At 72.2% G+C, this 20,763-nt stretch carries 16 protein-coding genes; 6 read left to right on the top strand and 10 right to left on the bottom strand.

The window, feature by feature from the left end; all coding sequences use genetic code 11:
* Window positions 1-177: 177 nt before the first annotated feature.
* Window positions 178-519, bottom strand: a complete 342-nt coding sequence (gene bldG, locus ACGFT2_RS29145) for an anti-sigma factor antagonist BldG (protein ID WP_010986038.1) — start codon at window positions 517-519, stop codon at window positions 178-180.
* A gap of 81 nt (window positions 520-600) precedes the next feature.
* Here bldG and ACGFT2_RS29150 point away from each other — a divergent pair, with 81 nt between their 5' ends.
* A complete protein-coding gene (locus ACGFT2_RS29150; RefSeq protein ID WP_393283717.1) occupies window positions 601-3,213 on the top strand; it encodes a DEAD/DEAH box helicase in 2,613 nt (870 codons plus the stop codon).
* Window positions 3,214-3,570: 357 nt separating this feature from the next.
* Here the strand turns inward: ACGFT2_RS29150 and ACGFT2_RS29155 are convergent, their stop codons facing one another.
* From ACGFT2_RS29155 to ssd, 7 genes are all read right to left on the bottom strand, one after another.
* Window positions 3,571-3,900: an Rv3654c family TadE-like protein gene (locus ACGFT2_RS29155; RefSeq protein WP_393283719.1), complete on the bottom strand. Its 330-nt coding sequence runs from the start codon at window positions 3,898-3,900 to the stop codon at window positions 3,571-3,573.
* A 236-nt stretch (window positions 3,901-4,136) separates the two neighbouring features.
* Window positions 4,137-4,478 (bottom strand): TadE family type IV pilus minor pilin, encoded by a 342-nt coding sequence (locus ACGFT2_RS29160; RefSeq protein WP_393283722.1) that lies wholly within the window; start codon window positions 4,476-4,478, stop codon window positions 4,137-4,139.
* Between the two features lie 22 nt (window positions 4,479-4,500).
* Window positions 4,501-4,722: a DUF4244 domain-containing protein gene (locus ACGFT2_RS29165; protein WP_393283724.1), complete on the bottom strand. Its 222-nt coding sequence runs from the start codon at window positions 4,720-4,722 to the stop codon at window positions 4,501-4,503.
* Between the two features lie 82 nt (window positions 4,723-4,804).
* Window positions 4,805-5,593: a type II secretion system F family protein gene (locus tag ACGFT2_RS29170; RefSeq protein WP_393283727.1), complete on the bottom strand. Its 789-nt coding sequence runs from the start codon at window positions 5,591-5,593 to the stop codon at window positions 4,805-4,807.
* Window positions 5,594-5,962: 369 nt separating this feature from the next.
* Entirely contained in the window at window positions 5,963-6,886 is a 924-nt protein-coding gene (locus ACGFT2_RS29175; RefSeq protein WP_393283730.1) for a type II secretion system F family protein, read from the bottom strand.
* Complete coding sequence (locus tag ACGFT2_RS29180; RefSeq protein ID WP_393283733.1) at window positions 6,858-8,081, bottom strand: TadA family conjugal transfer-associated ATPase; 1,224 nt, start codon at window positions 8,079-8,081, stop codon at window positions 6,858-6,860. The genes ACGFT2_RS29175 and ACGFT2_RS29180 overlap by 29 nt, the downstream gene beginning before the upstream one ends.
* Complete coding sequence (ssd, locus tag ACGFT2_RS29185) at window positions 8,078-9,184, bottom strand: septum site-determining protein Ssd (RefSeq protein WP_393283736.1); 1,107 nt, start codon at window positions 9,182-9,184, stop codon at window positions 8,078-8,080. Before ssd ends, ACGFT2_RS29180 begins: the two co-directional genes overlap by 4 nt.
* A 592-nt stretch (window positions 9,185-9,776) precedes the next feature.
* Here ssd and ACGFT2_RS29190 point away from each other — a divergent pair.
* Window positions 9,777-10,610 carry an HAD family hydrolase gene (locus ACGFT2_RS29190; protein ID WP_393283739.1) on the top strand — a complete coding sequence of 278 codons (834 nt, stop codon included), beginning with the start codon at window positions 9,777-9,779 and terminating at the stop codon, window positions 10,608-10,610.
* A 406-nt stretch (window positions 10,611-11,016) separates the two neighbouring features.
* On the opposite strand, the gene ACGFT2_RS29195 is transcribed toward ACGFT2_RS29190, so the two are convergent.
* A complete protein-coding gene (locus ACGFT2_RS29195) occupies window positions 11,017-11,841 on the bottom strand; it encodes an oxidoreductase (protein ID WP_393283741.1) in 825 nt (274 codons plus the stop codon).
* 101 nt (window positions 11,842-11,942) lie between these two features.
* Between ACGFT2_RS29195 and ACGFT2_RS29200 the strand changes: the two genes are divergently transcribed.
* The gene (locus ACGFT2_RS29200; RefSeq protein ID WP_393283744.1) at window positions 11,943-12,923 is read left to right on the top strand and encodes an ATP-binding protein; all 981 of its coding nucleotides are present in this window, start codon (window positions 11,943-11,945) and stop codon (window positions 12,921-12,923) included.
* A gap of 3 nt (window positions 12,924-12,926) precedes the next feature.
* Here ACGFT2_RS29200 and ACGFT2_RS29205 read toward each other — a convergent pair whose 3' ends face one another.
* A complete protein-coding gene (locus ACGFT2_RS29205; RefSeq protein WP_393283746.1) occupies window positions 12,927-14,192 on the bottom strand; it encodes a hypothetical protein in 1,266 nt (421 codons plus the stop codon).
* Window positions 14,193-14,532: 340 nt separating this feature from the next.
* On the opposite strand from ACGFT2_RS29205, the gene ACGFT2_RS29210 reads away from it, so the two are divergent.
* The 3 genes from ACGFT2_RS29210 (at window position 14,533) to nhaA (ending at window position 20,712) form a co-directional block, all read left to right on the top strand.
* Entirely contained in the window at window positions 14,533-16,923 is a 2,391-nt protein-coding gene (locus ACGFT2_RS29210) for a SulP family inorganic anion transporter (RefSeq protein ID WP_393283748.1), read from the top strand.
* Between the two features lie 156 nt (window positions 16,924-17,079).
* Window positions 17,080-19,035 (top strand): acetate--CoA ligase, encoded by a 1,956-nt coding sequence (gene acs, locus ACGFT2_RS29215; protein WP_393283751.1) that lies wholly within the window; start codon window positions 17,080-17,082, stop codon window positions 19,033-19,035.
* 234 nt (window positions 19,036-19,269) lie between these two features.
* On the top strand, window positions 19,270-20,712 hold the full coding sequence (gene nhaA, locus ACGFT2_RS29220) for a Na+/H+ antiporter NhaA (protein ID WP_393284035.1): 1,443 nt from the start codon (window positions 19,270-19,272) through the stop codon (window positions 20,710-20,712).
* Window positions 20,713-20,763 lie beyond the last annotated feature (51 nt).

Here is a 20,763-nt window from a genome sequence, read left to right on the forward strand (position 1 = left end):
ACTACGGGCGTGCGGTCGGGAGCGGGGCCGCCGAGCGCCCGCACCCTGCTGAGCTTGTGTGGCCCGGGCCGGCTCGTCCTCGTCGGCCCAGGACAGGACCGGTCGGATCGGCCCAGGACAGGACCGGCCGGCGGCCGGGCCCCGGCAGGAGCCCGACGCCGGCGACCGGTCCAGTGATCAGTCGGTGGCCGCCACCGCTTCCTCGACCGAGGTGTGGATCGGGAACACCTTGGTGAGGCCGGTGATACGGAAGATCTTCAGAATGCGCTCCTGGTTGCAGACCAGGCGCAGCGAGCCCTCGTGGGCACGCACTCGCTTCAGGCCGCCGACCAGCACGCCGAGACCGGTGGAGTCGAGGAAGTCCACGCCCTCCATGTCGACGACGAGATGGAAATTGCCGTCGTTCACCAGCTCGACCAGCTGCTCGCGCAGCTTGGGCGCGGTGTATACATCGATTTCGCCACCGACCTCGACGACCGTACGATCGCCGACGGTACGGGTCGACAGGGACAGGTCCACGGATCCTCCAGCACCTTGCTATCGAGCGGACGTCCCTCGGGCACCTGACCTTGCGGCCCCCGGGACGCATCGCCAGCCGCGATGGCATTCAATCACTTACCGGCAGGCGTGCACGACGCCTTGGCTCCATTGTCCGTCACGCCAGTGACACACTCGGTGCCGATGGCCAAGAATCACCGATCCGATCGATCCCCGGCGGACCCGGCGTCCCGCCCGTCTCCGGGCGCGGTCCTGGACCGGCTCGCCTCCGGGCCGAGCCGGGCTGCGCGCATCACTCATACGGAGCACTTGCCCCCGCGTGCGGGCCGCCATGCCGTCTGGCCTGATCGGATTCGTACAGAGGTGATCGCAGCCGTACGGGCGTGCGGCATCGAGCATCCGTGGGCCCATCAGGCGCTGGCCGCCGAGCACGCACTGGACGGCGATTCGGTCGTCGTCGCCACCGGCACCGCCTCCGGCAAGTCCCTCGCGTACCTGATGCCCGTCCTGTCCACCCTTCTGGACGGCTCCGAGGCTCCGAACGGCCGGGGTGCCACCGCCCTGTACCTCGCCCCCACCAAGGCGCTCGCGGCCGACCAGTGCCGGTCGGTGAAGGAACTTTCACAATCTTTGGGCAATGCCGTACGCCCAGCCGTGTACGACGGCGACACTCCGTTCGAGGAACGCGAGTGGATCCGCCAGTACGCCAACTACGTCCTCACCAATCCCGACATGCTGCACCGCGGGATACTCCCCTCCCACCCGCGCTGGTCCTCCTTCCTGAAATCGCTTCGGTACGTCGTCATCGACGAGTGCCACACCTACCGGGGTGTCTTCGGCTCGCACGTCGCCCACGTGCTGCGCCGGCTACGGCGGCTGTGCGCGCGCTACGGCTCCTCCCCGGTCTTCCTGCTGGCCTCCGCGACCGCCGCCGAGCCCGCCGTCGCCGCCCGCCGGCTGACCGGCCTGCCGGTCGTCGAGGTCGCCGACGACGCGTCCCCGCGCGGAGACGTGGTCTTCGCCCTCTGGGAGCCGCCGCTCACCGAGCTGCACGGCGAGAAGGGCGCGCCCGTACGGCGTACCGCCACCGCCGAGACGGCGGACCTGCTCACCGATCTCACCGTCCAAGGCGTGCGCTCGGTGGCCTTCGTACGGTCCCGGCGCGGCGCCGAGCTGATCTCGCTGATCGCCCAGGAGAAACTGGCCGAGGTCGACCGCTCCCTGGTCAGGCGTGTCGCGGCCTATCGCGGCGGCTACCTCCCCGAGGAGCGCCGCGCCCTGGAGCGCGCCCTGCACTCCGGCGAACTCCTCGGCCTCGCCGCCACCACGGCCCTGGAGCTGGGCGTGGACATCTCCGGTCTGGACGCGGTGGTGATCGCCGGCTACCCGGGCACGCGCGCGTCCCTGTGGCAGCAGGCGGGCCGCGCGGGCCGCTCCGGACAGGGCGCCCTGGCGGTCCTCGTCGCCCGCGACGATCCGCTGGACACGTTCCTCGTCCATCATCCCGAGGCCCTGTTCGGCCAACCGGTGGAATCGACGGTCCTGGACCCCGACAACCCGTACGTCCTCGCCCCGCACCTGTGCGCCGCCGCCGCGGAGGTCCCGCTGACCGAAGAGGACCTGGAACTCTTCGGACCCACCAGTGCGGAGGTGCTCCCGCAGCTGGAGGCCGCGAAGCTGCTGCGCCGGCGCACGAAGGCCTGGCACTGGACCCGCCGGGAACGGGCCGCCGACCTGACCGACATCCGGGGCGCGGGCGGCCGCCCGGTGCAGGTCGTCGAGGCCGGCACCGGCCGTCTGCTCGGCACGGTCGACGCCGGTGCCGCGCACTCCACGGTCCACGAGGGCGCGGCCCACCTGCACCAGGGCCGCACCTACCTGGTGCGCTCCCTGGACCTGGAGGACTCGGTGGCCCTGGTGGAACAGGCCGACCCGCCGTACTCGACGGTCGCCCGCGACACCACGTCCATCTCCATCCTGGAGACGGACACCGAGATCCCCTGGGGTGCCGGCCGGCTCTGCTACGGCTGCGTGGAGGTCACCAACCAGGTGGTCTCCTACCTCCGCAGACGCCTGATCACGGGCGAAGTGCTGGGCGAGACGAAGCTCGACCTCCCTCCTCGTACGCTGCGCACGCGCGCGGTGTGGTGGACGGTCACCGAGGACCAGCTGGACGAGGCCCGGATCATCCCGGAGATCCTCGGCGGCTCCCTGCACGCCGCCGAGCACGCCTCCATCGGCATGCTGCCCCTCTTCGCTACCTGCGACCGCTGGGACATCGGCGGCGTCTCGGTCCCGCTCCACCCCGACACCCTCCTGCCGACGGTCTTCGTCTACGACGGCCACCCGGGCGGCGCGGGCTTCGCCGAGCGGGCCTTCCACACCGCGCGGGCCTGGCTCACCGCCACCCGCGAGGCCATCTCCTCCTGCGAGTGCGAGGCCGGTTGCCCGTCCTGCATCCAGTCCCCCAAGTGCGGCAACGGCAACGACCCACTCCACAAGCGAGGGGCCGTACGCCTCCTCACGGTGCTGCTGCGCGGGGCACCGGAGGAGAAGACCGCAGAACGGACCGAGGTACAAACCAAGGGGCAGACCGGCGAGCACAGCCAGGGACAGACCGAGGGGCAGACCGGCGAACACGTCGAAGAGCAGCCCGGCGAGCAGCCGCAGCGGCATGCCGGGACACGGCCGGCGGAGGGCGTGGAGGCAGGATAGGGAGCTGGGCCGACGGCCGATCGGGGGCCGCGTTCTGGTGCGGCTCAGGCCGACGTGGGCCGGGCGGCAGGCCGGGTTGGGTACTGCGTTCGGGTGCCTCGGGCCGACGGCCGGACGGTTGGGTACTGCGTTCAGGTGCGGCTCAGGCCGACGGCCGGACGGTTGGGTACTGCGTTCAGGTGCGGCTCAGGCCGACGGCCGGGGGGTAGGCCGGTTGGGAGCGAGCGGCTCGGGGCGGCTCGGCCGACGCGACGGCAGTCACCGGCTCCGGGCCGACCGGGGCCCGGGCGTGGGCGCCCCTCCAGGGGGCCTGGCGGCGAGTGGACGCCTTGCCGCCGCCCGCATGCTGGAACACGGTCAGCGTCCGGTCCGGGGGCCGTCAGAGGCAGCTGATGGCACCGGCCCCGCCGGCCCCGCTCTCGACCTCACTTCAGCCGCGAACGGCCCTCTTCCCGCGGCCGCCGTCACGTCCGAGGTCTCTCCCACGAGCGTGCACCGCACCAGCCGAACCCCCTGGCCCGTCGCCAACCGTTCGGCCCGCGCGCAGGCCGCCTCACCTCCCTCGGCCCAATGGTCCGCCGCGGCGAGCGCCGCCAGATCCGCACCGCCGGCCGCCCGGTGCCGTACGACGACGGCCTGCCCCAGCGCGAGCACCGCACCGAACACCACGCACAGCAGGGCGATCACCCCGAGACTCCAGACAGTGGCCGATCCTCGGTCGGAGTGCCCTGGGCCGGAATACCCCGGGCCCGAGTCCCCCGGAGCCGAGTCCCCTGGGCCGGGATACCCAGGGCCCGAGTGCCCTGGCGCGGAGTGTCCGTGGCGCCAGCCGAAGGGCCGCGGGCCAAAGTGCCGCAGCCCGAAGGGCCGCGGGCCTAAGTGCCGCAAGCCGAAGGGCCGCCGTGCGAACACCCACGCCCCCGTCACGGCCCCTCCTCCGCCGCCGCGCCCACCGTCTCCTCGGCCAGTGCCACGGCCTCCTCGCGCACCTCGAAGGGCAGGCCGCCGAACAGCGGTGGTCTGGCCACCACGGTCACCCGGACCTCGTCGCCCTGGCGCCCCACCGTCACCCGCGCCCCGCGCGGCGCCGCCTCCCGGGTCACCGTCACCACCGCGGCGGCCGGATCCTGCCGGGCGGCGGCACGGGCGCCCGTGCGGGCGGCGTCCACGCACTGGATCTGGGCCGCCACCGCCAGCAGCCCCCAGACCAGCGCCATGCTGAACGCCACCAGCACGGACAACACCACGGCCGCCTCCGCGGTCACGAACCCGCGGTCCGCCCCTCGCTCACATCCGCGCACTGAGGGCCTTCTTCACGATGGCCTGGAGCTCCGCCCTGACCTGGCCGCTGGTGACGACCTCGTAGAGCAGCAACGCGAACCCGACGGCGGCGATGATCCCCATCGCGTACTCGGACGTCACCATCCCCGTGTCCCGAGGGCGCCGTAGGCACCTCTCCCGCAGTCGCACCAACGCTTCCTTCAGCTTTGCGTTCAGCTTTCCGTTCATCTCAACCCCCGTGAGGTCCATGTCCGTTGTGGTTCGGCGTTCTCTGCCATTCACGTCCCGCTCCAGGCCGCTCCCCTACCGCTCACCTCCCTCCCACCACCCCGCCCGCCAGCCCGATCACGACGGGCAGCACGCCGATCGCGATGAAGGCGGGCAGGAAGCACAGTCCGACCGGCGCGGAGATCAGTACGGCCGCCCGGCGTGCCCGGACCGTCGCCGTCCGGGCCCATTCCGCGCGGGCGTCCGAGGCCAGGCGGGCGACCGGTCCGGCCGCGGGCAGTCCGGACTCGCCGGCCCGCTCCAGGAGCCGCGCCAGGGTTCCGGCACCAGGCAGAGCGGCCAACCGCCGCCAGGCCTTGGCCGGTTCACCGCCGAGCCGCACCTCCGCCGCGCCGCGCGCCAGCGCCTCCCCCACCGGGCCGCCGAGCGCCTCCCCCACCGCGTGTGCCGCGATCACCGGGCCCGCGCCGGCCGCGATACAGGCGGCCAGCAGGTCGGCGGCGAGCGGAAGTCGACGCTCGGCTCCCGCGATGCCGGCGGCCTCCGTGCGGTCCGCCGCCGACCGGCGCTCCCGCCACCGCCACAGCGCCGCCCCCACGCCCAGCCCCAGCAAGAGCCCGCCGACTCCGCCGACCAGCACCCAGACACCACAGGCCGCACCGGCCGCACCGGCCGCCGGGGGCCACCGCCGGACCGCACCCGGGATCTCCGAGGGCGCTCCGGCCGCCTGCGCTTCCAGGCCGAGCAGCCCGGCCGCCCGGCGCCGCGTACGACGCCGTCCCCGCGCCACTTGCACAGACCGGATGCCCCAGCCGAGGACCAGCACCGCGACCCCGGCCATCCCCAGCCTGTGGACGACTTCCCCACTCATCCCGCCCGCACCTCCCACTCTTCCCACTCCGCCAGCGCCTCCGGCGGCTTCCGCCCTGCCCGCTGCTCCCGCTGCCTCCGTGTCTCCGGAACCTCCCGCCCTGCCAGCGCTTTCCGCACCTCCCGCACCTCCACTTGGCGCACCTGGCGCACCTCCGGCACCGTCCGCCCGTTCCCACCCGCCCGGCCAGGTCGGACGGTCAACGGCTCGGCCCCCTCGATCGCCGTCCGAGCCAGCCCCTCACACCCCATGGACACCCCCGATCCGTCAGCCAGCCCTCACACCGCCACGAACCCCCGATTCGTCAGCAACCCCCCTTACAGCGCCACGGTCACCGCCCCCGCCACCGCCTCAGCCGTCACCAGCCCCCTACACGCCCTCCGCTCCCCCCACGATCCGCGCCGCCCACCACAGGCCGGCCGCCTCGAACACCGCTCCGGCCGTCAGGCAGCCGAGGCCGGCACCGGTGTGCAGGAGCACGTGCAGCGGGTCGGCGCCCATGGCCGCGCCCAGCAGAAGGCCGAGGGCCGGCAGCGCGGCGAGCAGCAGTGCGGTCGCCCTGGCTCCGGACAACTGGGCCCGGAGGTCGGCGCGTTGGTCCCGTTCGGCACGCAGGGCCGCCTCCAGCCGGTCCAGGCCGGCCGCGAGGCCCGCTCCCTGGTCCACGGCCACCCGCCAGCACGCGGCCAGCCCGAGCAGGCCTTCGGCACCCGGTTGCCGGGCCACCACCGCCAGCGCGCCGGGCACGTCCCCGCCGAACCGGGCCGCGGCGACCACCGCCGCCCGGGCCTCGCCGAGACCACCGGGGTCCCCCGCGGCCCGCAGCAGTGCCTCGCCGAGTCCGCCGGAGTCCCCTGCGGCCCGCAGCAGCGCCTCACCGGGCTGTCGCCCCGCGCGCACCTCCCCGGCGAGGGCCCCGCACAGGGCGATCACCGCGTCCGCGTGCTGTTCGCGGGCCCGCCTGGCCTGCCGGGCCCGGCGCATCCGCCGCAGCACCGGCACCCCGGCCGCCCCCACGGCGACCGGAATGACCGAGGCCCCGAGCAGCGCCAGCAGCACCCCGGCCGCGAGCGCCCACCACTCGGCACCCAGCCGTCCGAGCAGTCGTCGCGGCTCGGCGAGGAACTCCTGCCATGAGGGCGGCCCCACGGCCACCGCTGCGCCGCCCGCGAGGAGCAGCCGCGCCCGCCGCATCCCGTGGTGCCGGTCGCCCAGCAGCCAGGCCACCGCGGCCAGGCAGATCAGCGCGGCACCCATGGACGTCTCACCGATCACCCCCGTCACCCCTCCCATCGGCCCCGTCGCCCATCCGGGCCGCCGAGCCGGCGAGCAGTCGCTCCAGCCGCTCCCAGCCGCGCTCCCGCGCGAAGGCCCGCTCGCCCCAGCGCAGCGCGGGCAGCGTCCGCACCAGGCCCGTGGAGTCCCGCTCCAGCACGTGGACCTCGGCGATCCGGCGCCGTCCGGACCGGTCACGCACGAGGTGCAGCAGCACCGACAAGGCGGCGGCCAACTGGCTGTGCAACGCGGCCCGGTCGAGTCCGGCCGCCGTGGCCAGCGCCTCCAGGCGGGCCGGCACGTCCGCGGCGGCATTGGCGTGTACCGTGCAACATCCGCCCTCATGACCGGTGTTCAGGGCCGCGAGCAGATGGACGACCTCGGGTCCGCGCACCTCGCCGACGACGAGCCGGTCGGGCCGCATCCGCAGCGCCTGCCGGACCAGGTCCTCCAGGGTGACCTGCCCGGCGCCCTCCTGATTGGCGGGCCGGGTCTCCAGCCGGACCACGTGCGGGTGGTCCGGTCGCAGCTCGGCCGAGTCCTCGGCCAGCACGATCCGCTCGCCCGGTCCGATCAGCCCCAGCAGAGCGCTGAGCAGGGTCGTCTTGCCGCTCCCGGTGCCGCCGCTGACGAGAAAGGACAGCCGGGCCGCCAGCAGGTCCCGCAGGATCCGGTCGCCGCCCGGCGGCACGGTGCCCGCCTCCACCAGCTCCTCCAGCGTGAACGCCCGGGGCCGTACCACCCGCAGGGACAGGCAGGTGCAGCCGACGGCGACGGGGGGCAGCACCGCGTGCAGCCGGGTCCCGTCGGGCAGGCGGGCGTCCACCCAGGGCCGGGCGTCGTCCAGGCGGCGCCCGGCCACGGCGGCCAGCCGTTGCGCGAGGCGCCGTACGGCCGCCGCGTCCGGGAAGGCCACCGGTGTCGGTTCCAGGCCGCCGCCGCGGTCCACCCACACCCGGTCCGGCGCCGACACCAGGACATCGGTGACGTGCGGGTCGGCGAGCAACGGCTCCAGGGGGCCGGCGCCGACGAGTTCGGACCTCAGCTGCCGGGCGGCACCGAGGACCTCGGCGTCGCCGAGCACCCGGCCCTGCTCCCGCAGTGCCTGTGCCACGCGCGCGGGAGTGGGTTCCGCGCCGCTCTCGGCGAGGCGGCGGCGGACACCGTCGAGCAGGGCCGCGCCGTCGGTCCGGTCGAGTCCGGGGAGGGTCATCGGGCGCCTCCCGCCTCGGCCAGGGCCCGCTCCCAGAAGTCCACGCAGAAGCGGGCCAAGGGGCCACGTCCGGTCGCCGCCGGTGGTTTCGCTGCGCCCTGGGGGCGCAGCAGTCCCGGTTCGACGGGCACCTCGCCGGCCAGCGGCAGGTCGAGCAGCCTGGCCACCTCGCGGCCGTCGAGGCCGGGCGCGTACGGTCCGCGGACCGCGATCCGGACATCGCGCACGACCATGCCGACGGCGGAGGCGACCCGTCCGGCGGCCGCGACCGCCCGCAGTTCGGCGGGGACGACGAGCAGCGCGAGGTCGAGCTGGGCGAGGGCTTCGGCGACGCCGTCGTCGAGGCGGCGGGGCAGGTCGACCACGACCGTGCCGCCGCGCCGGCGGGCGGCGGCGAGGACCGCGCGCACCGCCTGGGCCGGGACGGCGACGCAGTCTCCGCGGTCCCAGCTGAGCACCCGCAAAGCGTGCAGTTCCGGCAGGGACTCCTCCAGCGCGCCGCCGCCGACCCGGCCGCGGGAGGCGGCGAAGGCGGGCCAGCGCAGTCCGTCGGCGCTCTCGCCCCCGAGCAGGACGTCGAGTCCGCCGCCCAGCGGATCCGCGTCCACGAGCAGGGTGCGCAGTCCCTCGCGCGCGGAGGTGACGGCGAGCGCGCACGCGAGCGTGGACGCGCCGGCTCCACCCCGGCCGCCGATCACCCCGACGGTGAGGGCGGGGCGGCCGGCTCCTTCGGCGACGTCGGCGATGCGGTCGACCAGCCACTGCTCTCCGTCGGGCAGCATCAGGACGTGGTCGGCGCCGATCAGCACGGCTCGTTTCCACACCTCCGAGTCGTCCTGGTCGCGGCCGATCAGCACCACTCCGCGCCGCCGCGGGGCACCGTGGGCCCGGCGGGCGACGTCGTCGCCGACCAGCACGAGCGGGGCCGCTGTCCAGCCGTCGCCGGTGTCCGGCACGCGTGGATGCACCTCGGGTGTGACGCCGGCGGCCGCGCACAGGCGCAGCAGATCGTCGAGGAGTTCGGCGTCCTCGGTGAGGATGAGCGGGCGTCCGGGCCGCTCCTCGCCGATGGGCGGCGGGTCGTGGGTGACGGTTCCGGTCACGTGTGGTCCCCCTTCGCTGCGTGGTCCGCGCAGCTCCCGGCCGCGCGATTCCCGGTGTTGTGAAGAACCGGCGAGCGGCCTCCATATGAGCGGCCGATACGAACCGGCCATACGCGCTCCGGCAATCGGAACCGGCCATGAACCGGCCGCCGTCCGGAGTCGCTGGAATCACGGTGCAGCGATCCTCGAAATCGTGTGGATCTTGGTGGAAAACGGTGGACAACTCCGGGGCTGTGAATATCGCCGTCACCCATACCGGTGACCCCTGTACTGACCGCTGTGCGACTTCCATAGAGCAATCTCGCGATTACCGGGAGTAGCCAATCATGGTCACGTCAAGATAGCGCCGGAAGCGTCACGACGCCGCCCACAGGGCCACGCGAGGGAAAGGGGAGGAGCGAGAAAACCCACCCGGACATGCGACGACCCCCGCCGGGGGGGAGAGCGGGGGTCGTCCCCACGGCCCAACTCGGGGGGGGAGGAGTCGGGCCGGGTTAGCACGGTCGCGAACGATCCGTGACTTCCATGGTGTACCCGAGAGGCCTCTCAGGCAAACCCACACGCCCCACCTTACGCCGAATGGTGGGCGCCTATGCTCAGGGTCGTGGAAAACCACTCCTTGCCTCGCGCAGCAGCCTTCTTTGACCTGGACAAGACGGTCATTGCGAAGTCGAGCACGCTCACCTTCAGCAAGTCCTTCTACCAAGGCGGGCTGATCAGCCGCAGGGCCGCGTTGCGTACCGCATACGCCCAGTTCGTCTTCCTGGCCGGCGGCCTGGACCACGACCAGATGGAGCGCATGCGCGAGTATCTGTCCGACCTGTGCCGCGGCTGGAACGTCCGGCAGGTGCGGGAGATCGTCGCCGAGACCCTGCACGACCTGATCGACCCGATCATCTACGACGAGGCGGCATCCCTCATCGAAGAGCACCACACGGCCGGGCGGGACGTGGTGATCGTGTCCACCTCCGGCGCCGAGGTGGTCGAACCGATCGGTGAGCTGCTCGGCGCGGACCGGGTGGTGGCCACCCGCATGATCGTCGGCGAGGACGGCTGCTTCACCGGGGAGGTGGAGTACTACGCGTACGGCCCGACCAAGGCCGAGGCGATCAGGGAACTGGCGGTGTCCGAGGGCTACGACCTCGATCGCTGTTTCGCCTACAGCGACTCCGCGACCGACCTGCCGATGCTCCAGGCGGTCGGGAGCCCGCACGCGGTGAACCCGGACCGCGCACTGCGCCGCGAGGCGATGGCGCGCGGCTGGCCGGTCCTCGAGTTCCGCCGCCCGGTCCCGCTCAAGAAGCGGCTGCCCTCGCTCTCCGTTCCGCCCCGGCCGGCCCTCGTAGCGGCGGCGGCCATAGGAGCGGCGGCGGCGACCGCCGGCCTCGTCTGGTACACCAACAGGCGCCGCGGGGGCATCGCCTGAAGGGTGCCCGTTTCACCCCTGTTTGCCGCCGAAAGTAAAGAACTGCAAGCAGGGGTTCCGCTTGCTCCCGGCTTGCAGTACAAAGGACTCAAGGCCCGCGAGACCAAAGGACATCCGCGAGGATCACCTGTCACTACGCACTTGGCCCTACGGACCCTTGCATGGACATCGAGCACCCACGCGACGTCGACCCGTCGATTACGGGCCAGCCGCACCAGGCCACGGGCAAAGCATCCCGACCTGATGGGCACATATTCGAGGACGCTTGGTAACCCGGTGAACATGCCAGCGGCGGTACGAGAACTCGTACCGCCGCAACCCTGTTCAGGCCCCCTCGCGGGGGCCTTCCCCGTCTCCGCCGCCCCTCACGGGACCTCGGGCCGTCACTTCTCGCGGACTGCTCCCCTCAGGCCGCGCCGCGCTGCAGCGCCTCGCACACCGCCGTCGACTCACGGACACCCAGCTCGACCGCCCGGCCGCAGTGGGCGATCCAGGCGGCCATGCCCTCGGGGGTGCCCGAGACGTACCCGTCGAGTGCGGCGAGATAGGAGGCGCGGCCCAGTTCGGCGTGGCCGACCTCGGCCGGGCAGACCGCCTTCGGATCGAGGCCGCTGCCGATCAGCACGATCCGCTCGGCCGCGCGGGCGATCAGACCGTTGTGGGACACGAAGGGGCGCAGCGCGAGCAGCTCGCCGTGTACCACGGCGGCCGTCACCAGCGCCGGCGCGGACGTCCCCGCGATGATCAGGTCGGCCAGCCCCTCGAGGCGGCCGGAGACCTCACGGGCGTCCGGCAGCGGCAGCTCGACCAGCGGCTCTTCGACCGTCTCGCCGGCCTGCCGCGGCCTGCCCACCCGCTCATCCTGGCTCGCCGCTGCGACCAGGTGCAGCCGGGCCAGCACGCGCAGCGGCGACTGCCGCCAGATGGACAGCAGCTGGCCCGCCTCGGCCGTCAGCCGCAGGGACGCCCCTACGACGCGCGCCTCGGCCTCGGCGCCGAAGTCGGTGCGGCGACGCACCTCCTCCAGGGCCCAGTCCGCGCCGGACAGCGCCGCGGAGCCGCGGGCGGCGCGCAGAGCCGCTTCCGAAGTGATCGCATTGCTGCGGCGCCGCATGATCCGGTGCCCGTACACCCGGTCCACGGCCTTGCGCACGGATTCCACGGAACCGGCAACCGAGGGCAGCAAGCCCAGGGCCGCGAGCGGATCGGCGGTCGCACCTGTCGTACTCATGAGTACGACATTACGCATTCCCCCGGGCGGGCCCCACGAAGGAGTGGTCTTCTTCACTCCATATGCCACGTACAGCTACTGTACGACTACGCTTGGTGAACATGAAAATTGCTTTCGTCGGGAAGGGCGGCAGCGGCAAGACGACGCTCTCCTCCCTCTTCATCCGCCACCTCGCGGCCGGCGGCGCCCCGGTGGTCGCCATCGACGCGGACATCAACCAGCACCTCGGCCCCGCGCTCGGCCTCACCGAGTCGGAGGCGGCGGCCCTGCCGGCCATGGGCGAACGGCTGCCGCTGATCAAGGACTATCTGCGCGGCGGCAATCCGCGCATCCCCTCCGGCACGACGATGATCAAGACGACCCCGCCCGGCGAGGGTTCGCGACTGGTCCGGGTGCGGGAGCCCAATCCGGTCTACGACGCCTGCGCGCGCCCGGTGGAACTCGACGGCGGTGCCGTCCGTTTGATGGTCACTGGCCCCTTCACGGACGCCGACCTGGGGGTCGCCTGCTACCACTCCAAGACGGGAGCGGTGGAGCTGTTCCTGAACCACCTCGTCGACGGCCCCGACGAGTACGTGGTGGTCGACATGACGGCCGGTTCGGACTCCTTCGCCTCCGGCATGTTCACCCGCTTCGACATGACGTTCCTCATCGCCGAGCCGACACGCAAGGGGGTCTCCGTCTACCGCCAGTACAAGGACTACGCCCGCGACTTCGGCGTCGCCCTGAAGGTCGTCGGCAACAAGATCCAGGAACAGGACGACATCGACTTCCTGCGCTCGGAGGTCGGGGACGACCTGCTCGTGACGGTCGGCCGCTCGGACTGGGTGCGCGCCATGGAGAAGGGCCGCCCACCGCGCTTCGACCTCCTGGAGGAGGCCAACTCCCGTGCGCTGCAGACGCTTCGGGCCGCCGCGGACGCCACGTACGAGCTGCGGGACTGGGAGCGGTACACGCGCCAGATGGTGCACTTCCACCTGAAGAACGCCGAGGCCTGGGGCAACGAGCGCACCGGGGTCGACCTGGCGGCGCAGGTCGACCCCGGTTTCGTGCTCGGCGAGGGCGTGGCAACGGCCGTGTGACGCCTACTGCTTGACCGCCGGCGCCCCGGGGACGCCCTTGGGCGCCGGAGCCGGGCTCCCGGAGAGGAAGGACGCCCAGCCCTGCCGGGGTGCCTCGCCCACCTCCAGGGTGCGCAGCCGCTTCAGGGTCGCCGGATCCTGGGCGTCCAGCCAGTCGGCCAGCTGGTGGAAGGAGACGCAGCGCACCTCGGGCTTGTTGCACACCTCCCGCACCACCTCGTCGATGGCGCGCATGTAGGTGCCGCCGTTCCACGACTCGAAGTGGTTGCCGATGATCAGCGGGGCCCGGTTGCCGTCGTAGGCGCGGTAGAAGCCCTTGATCAGACCGTCGCGCATCTGGTCACCCCAGTAGTCGAACTTGTCCGGGTCGCCCTGGGTCTCGGTGCCGGACTGGTTGACCATGAAGTTGTAGTCCATGGTCAACTGCTCATAGGTGTGGCCGGGGAACGGCACCAGCTGCATCGACAGGTCCCACAGGCCTTCCTTCTTCTTCGGCCACACCTGGTCGTTGACACCGCTGGAGTCGTAGCGGAAGTTCAGCTGGCGGGCGGCCTTCATGAAGTTCTTCTGCCCTTCAAGGCAGGGGGTCCTGCCGCCGATCAGCTCCTTGTCGTAGTCGAAGGGCAGCGGGGCGGCCTTCGACATGCCGGCATTGGTCTTCCAGGACTTCACGAACTGCTTGGCCTGGGCGATCTCACTCTTCCACTCGGCCACCGACCATTCACCGACGCCGCCGTCGGGACCGCAGAAGTGGCCGTTGAAGTGGGTGCCGATCTCGTTGCCCTCGAGCCAGGCCAGCCGCACCTGCTTGAGGGTGTCGGCGATGCCCTGCTTGTCGTTGAAGCCGATGTCCGAGCTGCCCTGTGGGTGCTGCGGAGGCTTGTAGAGATCGCGCTTCTCCTCCGGCAACGTGTACACGCCGCTGAGGAAGTACGTCATCGTGGCGTTGTTCTCCCTGGCGACCTTACGGAAGTGGGAGAACAGCTTCTGGCTGTCCTCGCCCGCCCCGTCCCAGGAGAACACCACGAACTGCGGGGGTTTGGCGCCGGGTTCCAGCCGCGCGGGCGTGGGCAGGTGCGGCTGCCCACCGGTGTACGCGGTGGACCCGTCACCGAGCAGACGGAGCACGCTGTTGGGCGCCGGCGCCCCCTGCTGCGGGCCGGACGCTCCTTCCTTCGAGCCGTTGGAGCCGGTCGCACAACCGGCGAGTGACGCGGCACAGGCCGTGGCAACCATGGCACCGACGGCGATTCTCTGGGTGGCGGCCATCTCCCGCCCCACCTTCTTCCTTCTCTCCGACGAGCGCTGACGAGGGGCCTTTTCAGGTGATGTGCCGGGCTTGTCCCGACAGCGTCGCCAAGGTCGCACGGGACCGAGAAGGAATTAATACGACAAGCCGATGAAATGCCCACTTCACCCGGGCGACCCATCTACTGCTCCATTTGCACCGGAAAGTTATGCCTTGTCTTTACTTTGCATTACGGTTCATTTACCGAGCGTTGATCCATCCCGCCACTGAACGCCGTGACCCACGGCCGCGACCGAGCCGCGCCCATCGGCGCGGGTCCCATCCAGTCCGCGACCGCGCCGCCCCGGAGGAGACGGGAACATGCCCTCAGCCTGCGCACCCCCACACATCCAGCACCCCCCGCCACCGCACGGCCCCGCACCGGGGCGACACCGCAGCCTCCCCGTCGAGGGCGCCGACGTGTCGGCCGCCGTCGCGGTCTTCCTGATCGCCCTGCCACTGTCCCTCGGCATCGCCCTCGCCACCGGCGCCCCGCTCCAGGCAGGCCTTGTCGCCGCGGCCGTGGGCGGCATCGTCGCCGGCCGGCTCGGCGGCTGCCCGCTGCAGGTCAGCGGCCCCGCCGCCGGGCTCACCGTCGTCACCGCCGATCTGATCCACCGCTACGGCTGGCGGACGACCTGCGGCATCACCGTCCTCGCCGGCCTCGCCCAGCTCGGCCTCGGCTGTCTGCGCGTGGCCCGCGGTGCGCTCGCCGTCAGCCCGGCCGTGGTGCACGGCATGCTCGCCGGCATCGGCATCACCATCGCCGTCGCCCAGCTGCACATCGTCCTCGGCGGCAGTCCGGACAGCTCCGTCCTCGCCAATCTGCGCGCGCTGCCGGCCCAGTTGGCTCATCTGCATCCGGCCGCCGTGTCCATGAGCACCGTGACCCTGGTCCTGCTGCTGGCCTGGCCGCGCATCCCCGGCCGCGCCGGCAAGCAGCTTCGCAAGGTGCCGGCCGCCCTCGTCGCCGTCGCCGGGGCCACCGCGATCGCCGCGCTCGCCGGCCTGACCCTGCCCAGGGTCGAACTGCCGTCCTGGCGCAGTCACGCACTGGCCGGACTGCCCGAAGGGCCGGTGCTCGGCGTCGTGGCCGCCGTACTCACCACCACCCTGGTGTGCAGCGTCCAGTCCCTGCTCGGAGCGGTGGCCGTGGACAAGCTGGTCGCGGGCCGCCCGGGTCCGCAGTCCCGCGTCGGACGTTCCGATCTGGACCGGGAACTGCTGGGCCAGGGCGCCGCGAACATCGTCTCCGGGGCGCTGGGCGGCCTGCCCGTGGCAGGGGTGGCCGTGCGCAGCACCTCGAATGTGAACTCCGGTGCCGTGAGCCGGAACTCCACGATGCTGCACGGCGTTCTCGTAGTAGTCGCTGCGCTGCTGATGGTCCCGGTCCTGGAGGCGATCCCGCTCGCCTCACTCGCCGCCCTGGTGATGGCCGTCGGCATCCAGATGGTGTCCCTGCACCACATCCGCACGGTGACGCGGCACCGCGAAGTGCCGGTCTACGTCGCGACCACCCTCGGCGTGGTGTTCCTCGGTGTCCTGGAGGGCGTGCTCCTCGGGGTCGCCGTGGCGGTCGCCGTCGCCCTGCACCGCCTCACCCGCACCCGCATCACCCATGAAGAGAAGGAAGGAGCCCATCACGTACGTGTCAGAGGCCAGTTGACGTTCCTCGCGGTGCCGCGGCTCAGCAGGACCCTGCATCTCGTACCCCAAGGCGCCCACGCGGTCGTGGAGCTGAGCGGCTCGTTCATGGACCACGCGGCGTACGAGTCGCTGCAGGACTGGCGCAACGCCCACACCGCGCGGGGTGGCACGGCCGAGCTGTCGGGCCGGCGCGGCGGAATCCGGACCGCCGAGCCGGCCTCGTCCGCCGAGTGCCGGTGCCGGCCCTGGACACCCTGGCGCAATCACCAGTCCTGCTTCGCCGGAGCTGTCACGGCCGCGGCGGTGCGGGCAGCGCCGGGCCGGTCGGCGGCGCAGGAACTGGCCCGTGGCATCAGCTCGTTCCAGCGGAACACCGCTCCGCTGGTGCGGGAGGAGCTGGCCCGGCTGGCGCGGGACGGTCAGCAGCCCTCCCAGCTCTTCCTCACCTGCGCCGACTCCCGGCTCGTCACGTCGATGATCACCGCCAGTGGTCCCGGTGACCTGTTCGTCGTCCGCAACGTCGGCAACCTGGTGCCGCCGCCGGGCGAGGAGCACGGAGACGACTCGGTGGCCGCCGCCATCGAGTACGCGGTGGACGTGCTCGGGATCCGCTCCATCACCGTGTGCGGGCACTCCGGGTGCGGGGCGATGCAGGCGCTGCTGGCGGAGGACGACCGGGACATGGACGAGGACACCCCGTTGCGGCGGTGGCTGCGGCACGGGCTGCCGAGCCTCGCCCGGACGTCCGGCGACCGCCGGGCCCGGCCCCGGCTGTCCGGGCGGGCGGTCGCGGACGCGGTGGAGCAGCTGTGCCTGACCAACGTGGTCCAGCAGCTGGATCATCTGCGGGCGCACGCACCGGTCGCCCGGGCGCTGGCCGAAGGCGGCCTGGAGCTGCACGGCATGTACTTCCACGTGGGCGAGGCACAGGCGTATCTGCTCGCGGGAACGGGTCAGGGCGCGGTCTTCGAGAGCGTCACCGGCGGCGGTGAGGAGGGCCCCGAGCGTGCCGCGGAAGGCGCCGGCGAGGACGTGGCCGGGGCCGTCTCCGAAGGAGTCGCGTGAGGAATCGCTGCAGGAAGGGGGGCGGATGGCCCGGCATGAGAGGCGGACCGACGGACAGGTCTAAACCAATTTTCCGGTCGACCCTTGTCATCGGCCCCCCACGTCTGATGAGCTGTGGTCTGGGACACAACGGACACCCTTGGAAAGGGAGATGTCGTGAGCAACGAGAGCCTGGCCAACCTGCTCAAGGAAGAACGCAGGTTCGCGCCCCCGGCCGGCCTGGCCGCGCAAGCCAACGTCACCGGGGAGGCGTACGAACAGGCCAAGGCTGACAGGCTCGGCTTCTGGGCCGAGCAGGCCCGCCGGCTGACCTGGGCCAAGGCGCCTGCCGAGACGCTGGACTGGTCGAACCCGCCGTTCGCCAAGTGGTTCAAGGACGGCGAGCTGAACGTCGCGTACAACTGCGTGGACCGGCATGTGGAGGCCGGGCACGGGGACCGCGTCGCCATCCACTTCGAGGGTGAGCCCGGCGACAGCCGCTCGATCACCTACGCGGAGCTGAAGGACGAGGTCTCCAAGGCCGCCAACGCCCTGCTGGAGCTGGGGGTCCGCAAGGGCGACCGGGTCGCCATCTACATGCCGATGATCCCGGAGACCGCGATCGCGATGCTGGCCTCGGCCCGGATCGGCGCGGCCCACTCGGTCGTCTTCGGCGGCTTCTCGGCGGACGCGCTCGCGACCCGCATCCAGGACGCCGACGCCAAGGTCGTCATCACCTCCGACGGCGGTTACCGGCGCGGCAAACCGTCCGCGCTCAAGCCCGCCGTCGACGAGGCCGCCGACAAGGCGGGGAACGTCGAGCACGTGCTCGTCGTGCGCCGTACCGGGCAGGACGTGGCCTGGAACGGCGAGCGCGACGTGTGGTGGCACGAGCTGGTCGGGCGGCAGTCCGCCGAGCACACCCCGGAGGCGTTCGAGGCGGAGCACCCGCTGTTCATCCTCTACACCTCGGGCACGACGGGTAAGCCGAAGGGCATCCTGCACACCTCCGGCGGCTACCTCACCCAGGCGGCCTACACCCACTGGGCGGTCTTCGACCTCAAGCCGGAGACGGACGTCTACTGGTGCACGGCCGACGTCGGCTGGGTCACCGGGCACTCGTACATCGTCTACGGGCCGCTCGCCAACGGCGCGACCCAGGTCATGTACGAGGGCACGCCGGACACCCCGCACCAGGGCCGGTTCTGGGAGATCGTGCAGAAGTACAAGGTCACGGTGCTCTACACGGCCCCGACCGCGATCCGCACGTTCATGAAGTGGGGCGACGACATCCCCGCCAAGTTCGACCTGAGCAGCCTGCGTGTCCTGGGCTCGGTCGGCGAGCCCATCAACCCCGAGGCGTGGATCTGGTACCGCAAGCAGATCGGCGCCGACGCCACGCCCGTCGTGGACACCTGGTGGCAGACCGAGACCGGCGCGATGATGATCTCGCCGCTGCCGGGCGTCACCGAGGCCAAGCCCGGCTCCGCACAGCGTCCGCTGCCCGGCATCAGCGCGACCGTCGTGGACGACGAGGCGAACGAGGTGCCCAACGGCGGCGGTGGCTACCTGGTGCTGACCGAGCCGTGGCCGTCGATGCTGCGCACCATCTGGGGCGACGACCAGCGGTTCATCGACACCTACTGGTCCCGCTTCCCGGGCAAGTACTTCGCCGGTGACGGCGCCAAGAAGGACGACGACGGCGACATCTGGCTGCTCGGCCGGGTCGACGACGTCATGCTCGTGTCCGGGCACAACATCTCCACCACCGAGGTCGAGTCGGCGCTGGTCTCCCACCCCTCGGTCGCCGAGGCGGCCGTCGTCGGTGCCGCCGACCAGACCACCGGGCAGGCCATCGTCGCCTTCGTCATCCTGCGCGGCACGGCGTCGGAGACCGAGACGCTCGTCGGCGAGCTGCGCGACCACGTCGGCGCCACGCTCGGCCCGATCGCCAAGCCCAAGCGGATCCTGCCGGTGGCGGAACTGCCCAAGACCCGGTCCGGCAAGATCATGCGCCGGCTGCTGCGCGACGTGGCCGAGAACCGGCAGCTCGGTGACGTCACCACGCTGACGGACTCCGCGGTCATGGATCTCATCCAGGCCAAGCTCCCGGCGGCGCCGAGCGAGGACTGACCGGCACCGCGGGGCCCCTCGACGGGCACTGCGGGTTCCACGGGCTCTGCGGGGGCACCGGGCGACGACGCGCCCGGTGCCCCTTGCGCGTCTAACGTGAGGATCACCGGTTCCGGCCGCCGACCCGGTTGGGTAGGGTAATGAGGGCGTCAAGAACGCGCGAAGAACCACAGGTGCGCCGGGAAGTCTGGTCGGCATGTGAGCCGCCCTGTCCAGCCACCGGAGGTCCCCACCGTGCCCGCGCCCCGCAGCCCGCTCTCCCGCCGCAAGGTCTTCGGACGCCTGTCCCTGCCCGAGCGGACCTACGTCGCGGACACGCTGCGCACCGAGACCGTCGGCGGCGTCCTGCTGCTCTGCGCCGCAGTCACCGCGCTGATCTGGGCGAACATTCCGGCCCTGCGGCACAGCTACACGACGGTCAGCCACCTCCACTTCGGGCCCGGCGCCCTCGGCCTGGACCTGTCCGTCGCCCACTGGGCCGCGGACGGCCTCCTCGCGGTGTTCTTCTTCGTCGCCGGCATCGAACTCAAGCGCGAGCTGGTCGCCGGGGACCTGCGCGAACCCAGGGCGGCCGTGCTGCCCGTGGTGGCCGCGCTGTGCGGCATGGCCGTACCGGCGCTCGTCTACACCCTGACCAACCTCGCCGGGCGCGGCTCCACACAGGGCTGGGCGGTGCCCACCGCCACCGACATCGCCTTCGCGCTCGCCGTCCTCGCGGTCATCGGCACCGCCCTCCCCAGCGCCCTGCGCGCCTTCCTGCTCACCCTGGCCGTCGTCGACGACCTGTTCGCGATCCTGATCATCGCGGTCTTCTTCACCGACCGGCTGGACTTCGCGGCGCTCGGCGGCGCCGTCGCAGGTCTGCTGGTCTTCTGGCTGCTGCTGCGCAAGGGCGTCCGCGGCTGGTACGTGTACGTGCCGCTCGCCCTGGTGATCTGGGCGCTGATGTACAACAGCGGGGTGCACGCCACCATCGCCGGCGTGGCGATGGGCCTCATGCTGCGCTGCACCACCCGGGAGGGCGAGGAGCACTCGCCGGCCGAGCGCATCGAGCACCAGGTGCGGCCCCTGTCGGCGGGGCTCGCGGTGCCGCTGTTCGCGCTGTTCAGCGCCGGGGTGTCGGTGACCGGCGGGGCGCTCGGGGGCGTGTTCACCCAGCCGGAGACGCTCGGCGTCGTCCTCGGCCTGGTCGTCGGCAAGACGATCGGCATCTTCGGCGGCACCTGGCTGACCGCCCGCTTCACCCGGGCCTCGCTCAGCGACGACCTCGCCTGGGCGGACGTCTTCGCGGTGGCCTCCCTCGCCGGGATCGGCTTCACCGTGTCGCTGCTCATCAGCGAACTGGCCTTCGTCGGCGACGACCTCCTCACCGGTGAGGTGAAGGCGGCGGTGCTCACCGGATCACTGATAGCGGCGGTGTGCGCGACGGTGCTGCTCAAGGTCCGCAACGCCAAGTACCGCCGTCTGTGCGAGGAGGAGGACCGGGACGAGGACCTCGACGGCATCCCGGACATCTACGAGCAGGACGACCCGGCGTACCACCTGCGCATGGCCGGGATCCACGAGCGCAAGGCGGCCGAGCACCGGCGGATCGCCGCCGAGCGGGCGGCCGAGGCGCGCCACGGGCTTCAGGAAGTGCCGGGTGGGGCAGGCGAGGAGGGCGGCCGTCCGGCATGATCTGACGAGACGGTACAAATCAAGTCGGCCTCAGGAGCGGGGCGGCCACCC

It is taken from the genome of Streptomyces sp. NPDC048514, assembly GCF_043199955.1.
In the GTDB taxonomy this organism is placed as follows: Bacteria; Actinomycetota; Actinomycetes; order Streptomycetales; family Streptomycetaceae; genus Streptomyces.

Excerpts from the sequence above, each read along its gene's own strand:
- ACGFT2_RS29150 (WP_393283717.1), top strand. The coding sequence starts at position 601 with ATGGCATTCAATCACTTACCGGCAGGCGTGCACGACGCCTTGGCTCCA.
- ACGFT2_RS29165 (WP_393283724.1), bottom strand. The coding sequence starts at position 4,722 with ATGAACGGAAAGCTGAACGCAAAGCTGAAGGAAGCGTTGGTGCGACTG.
- ACGFT2_RS29170 (WP_393283727.1), bottom strand. The coding sequence starts at position 5,593 with ATGAGTGGGGAAGTCGTCCACAGGCTGGGGATGGCCGGGGTCGCGGTG.
- ACGFT2_RS29175 (WP_393283730.1), bottom strand. The coding sequence starts at position 6,886 with ATGGGAGGGGTGACGGGGGTGATCGGTGAGACGTCCATGGGTGCCGCG.
- ACGFT2_RS29180 (WP_393283733.1), bottom strand. The coding sequence starts at position 8,081 with ATGACCCTCCCCGGACTCGACCGGACCGACGGCGCGGCCCTGCTCGAC.
- ACGFT2_RS29190 (WP_393283739.1), top strand. The coding sequence starts at position 9,777 with ATGCTCAGGGTCGTGGAAAACCACTCCTTGCCTCGCGCAGCAGCCTTC.
- ACGFT2_RS29195 (WP_393283741.1), bottom strand. The coding sequence starts at position 11,841 with ATGAGTACGACAGGTGCGACCGCCGATCCGCTCGCGGCCCTGGGCTTG.
- ACGFT2_RS29200 (WP_393283744.1), top strand. The coding sequence starts at position 11,943 with ATGAAAATTGCTTTCGTCGGGAAGGGCGGCAGCGGCAAGACGACGCTC.
- ACGFT2_RS29205 (WP_393283746.1), bottom strand. The coding sequence starts at position 14,192 with ATGGCCGCCACCCAGAGAATCGCCGTCGGTGCCATGGTTGCCACGGCC.
- ACGFT2_RS29210 (WP_393283748.1), top strand. The coding sequence starts at position 14,533 with ATGCCCTCAGCCTGCGCACCCCCACACATCCAGCACCCCCCGCCACCG.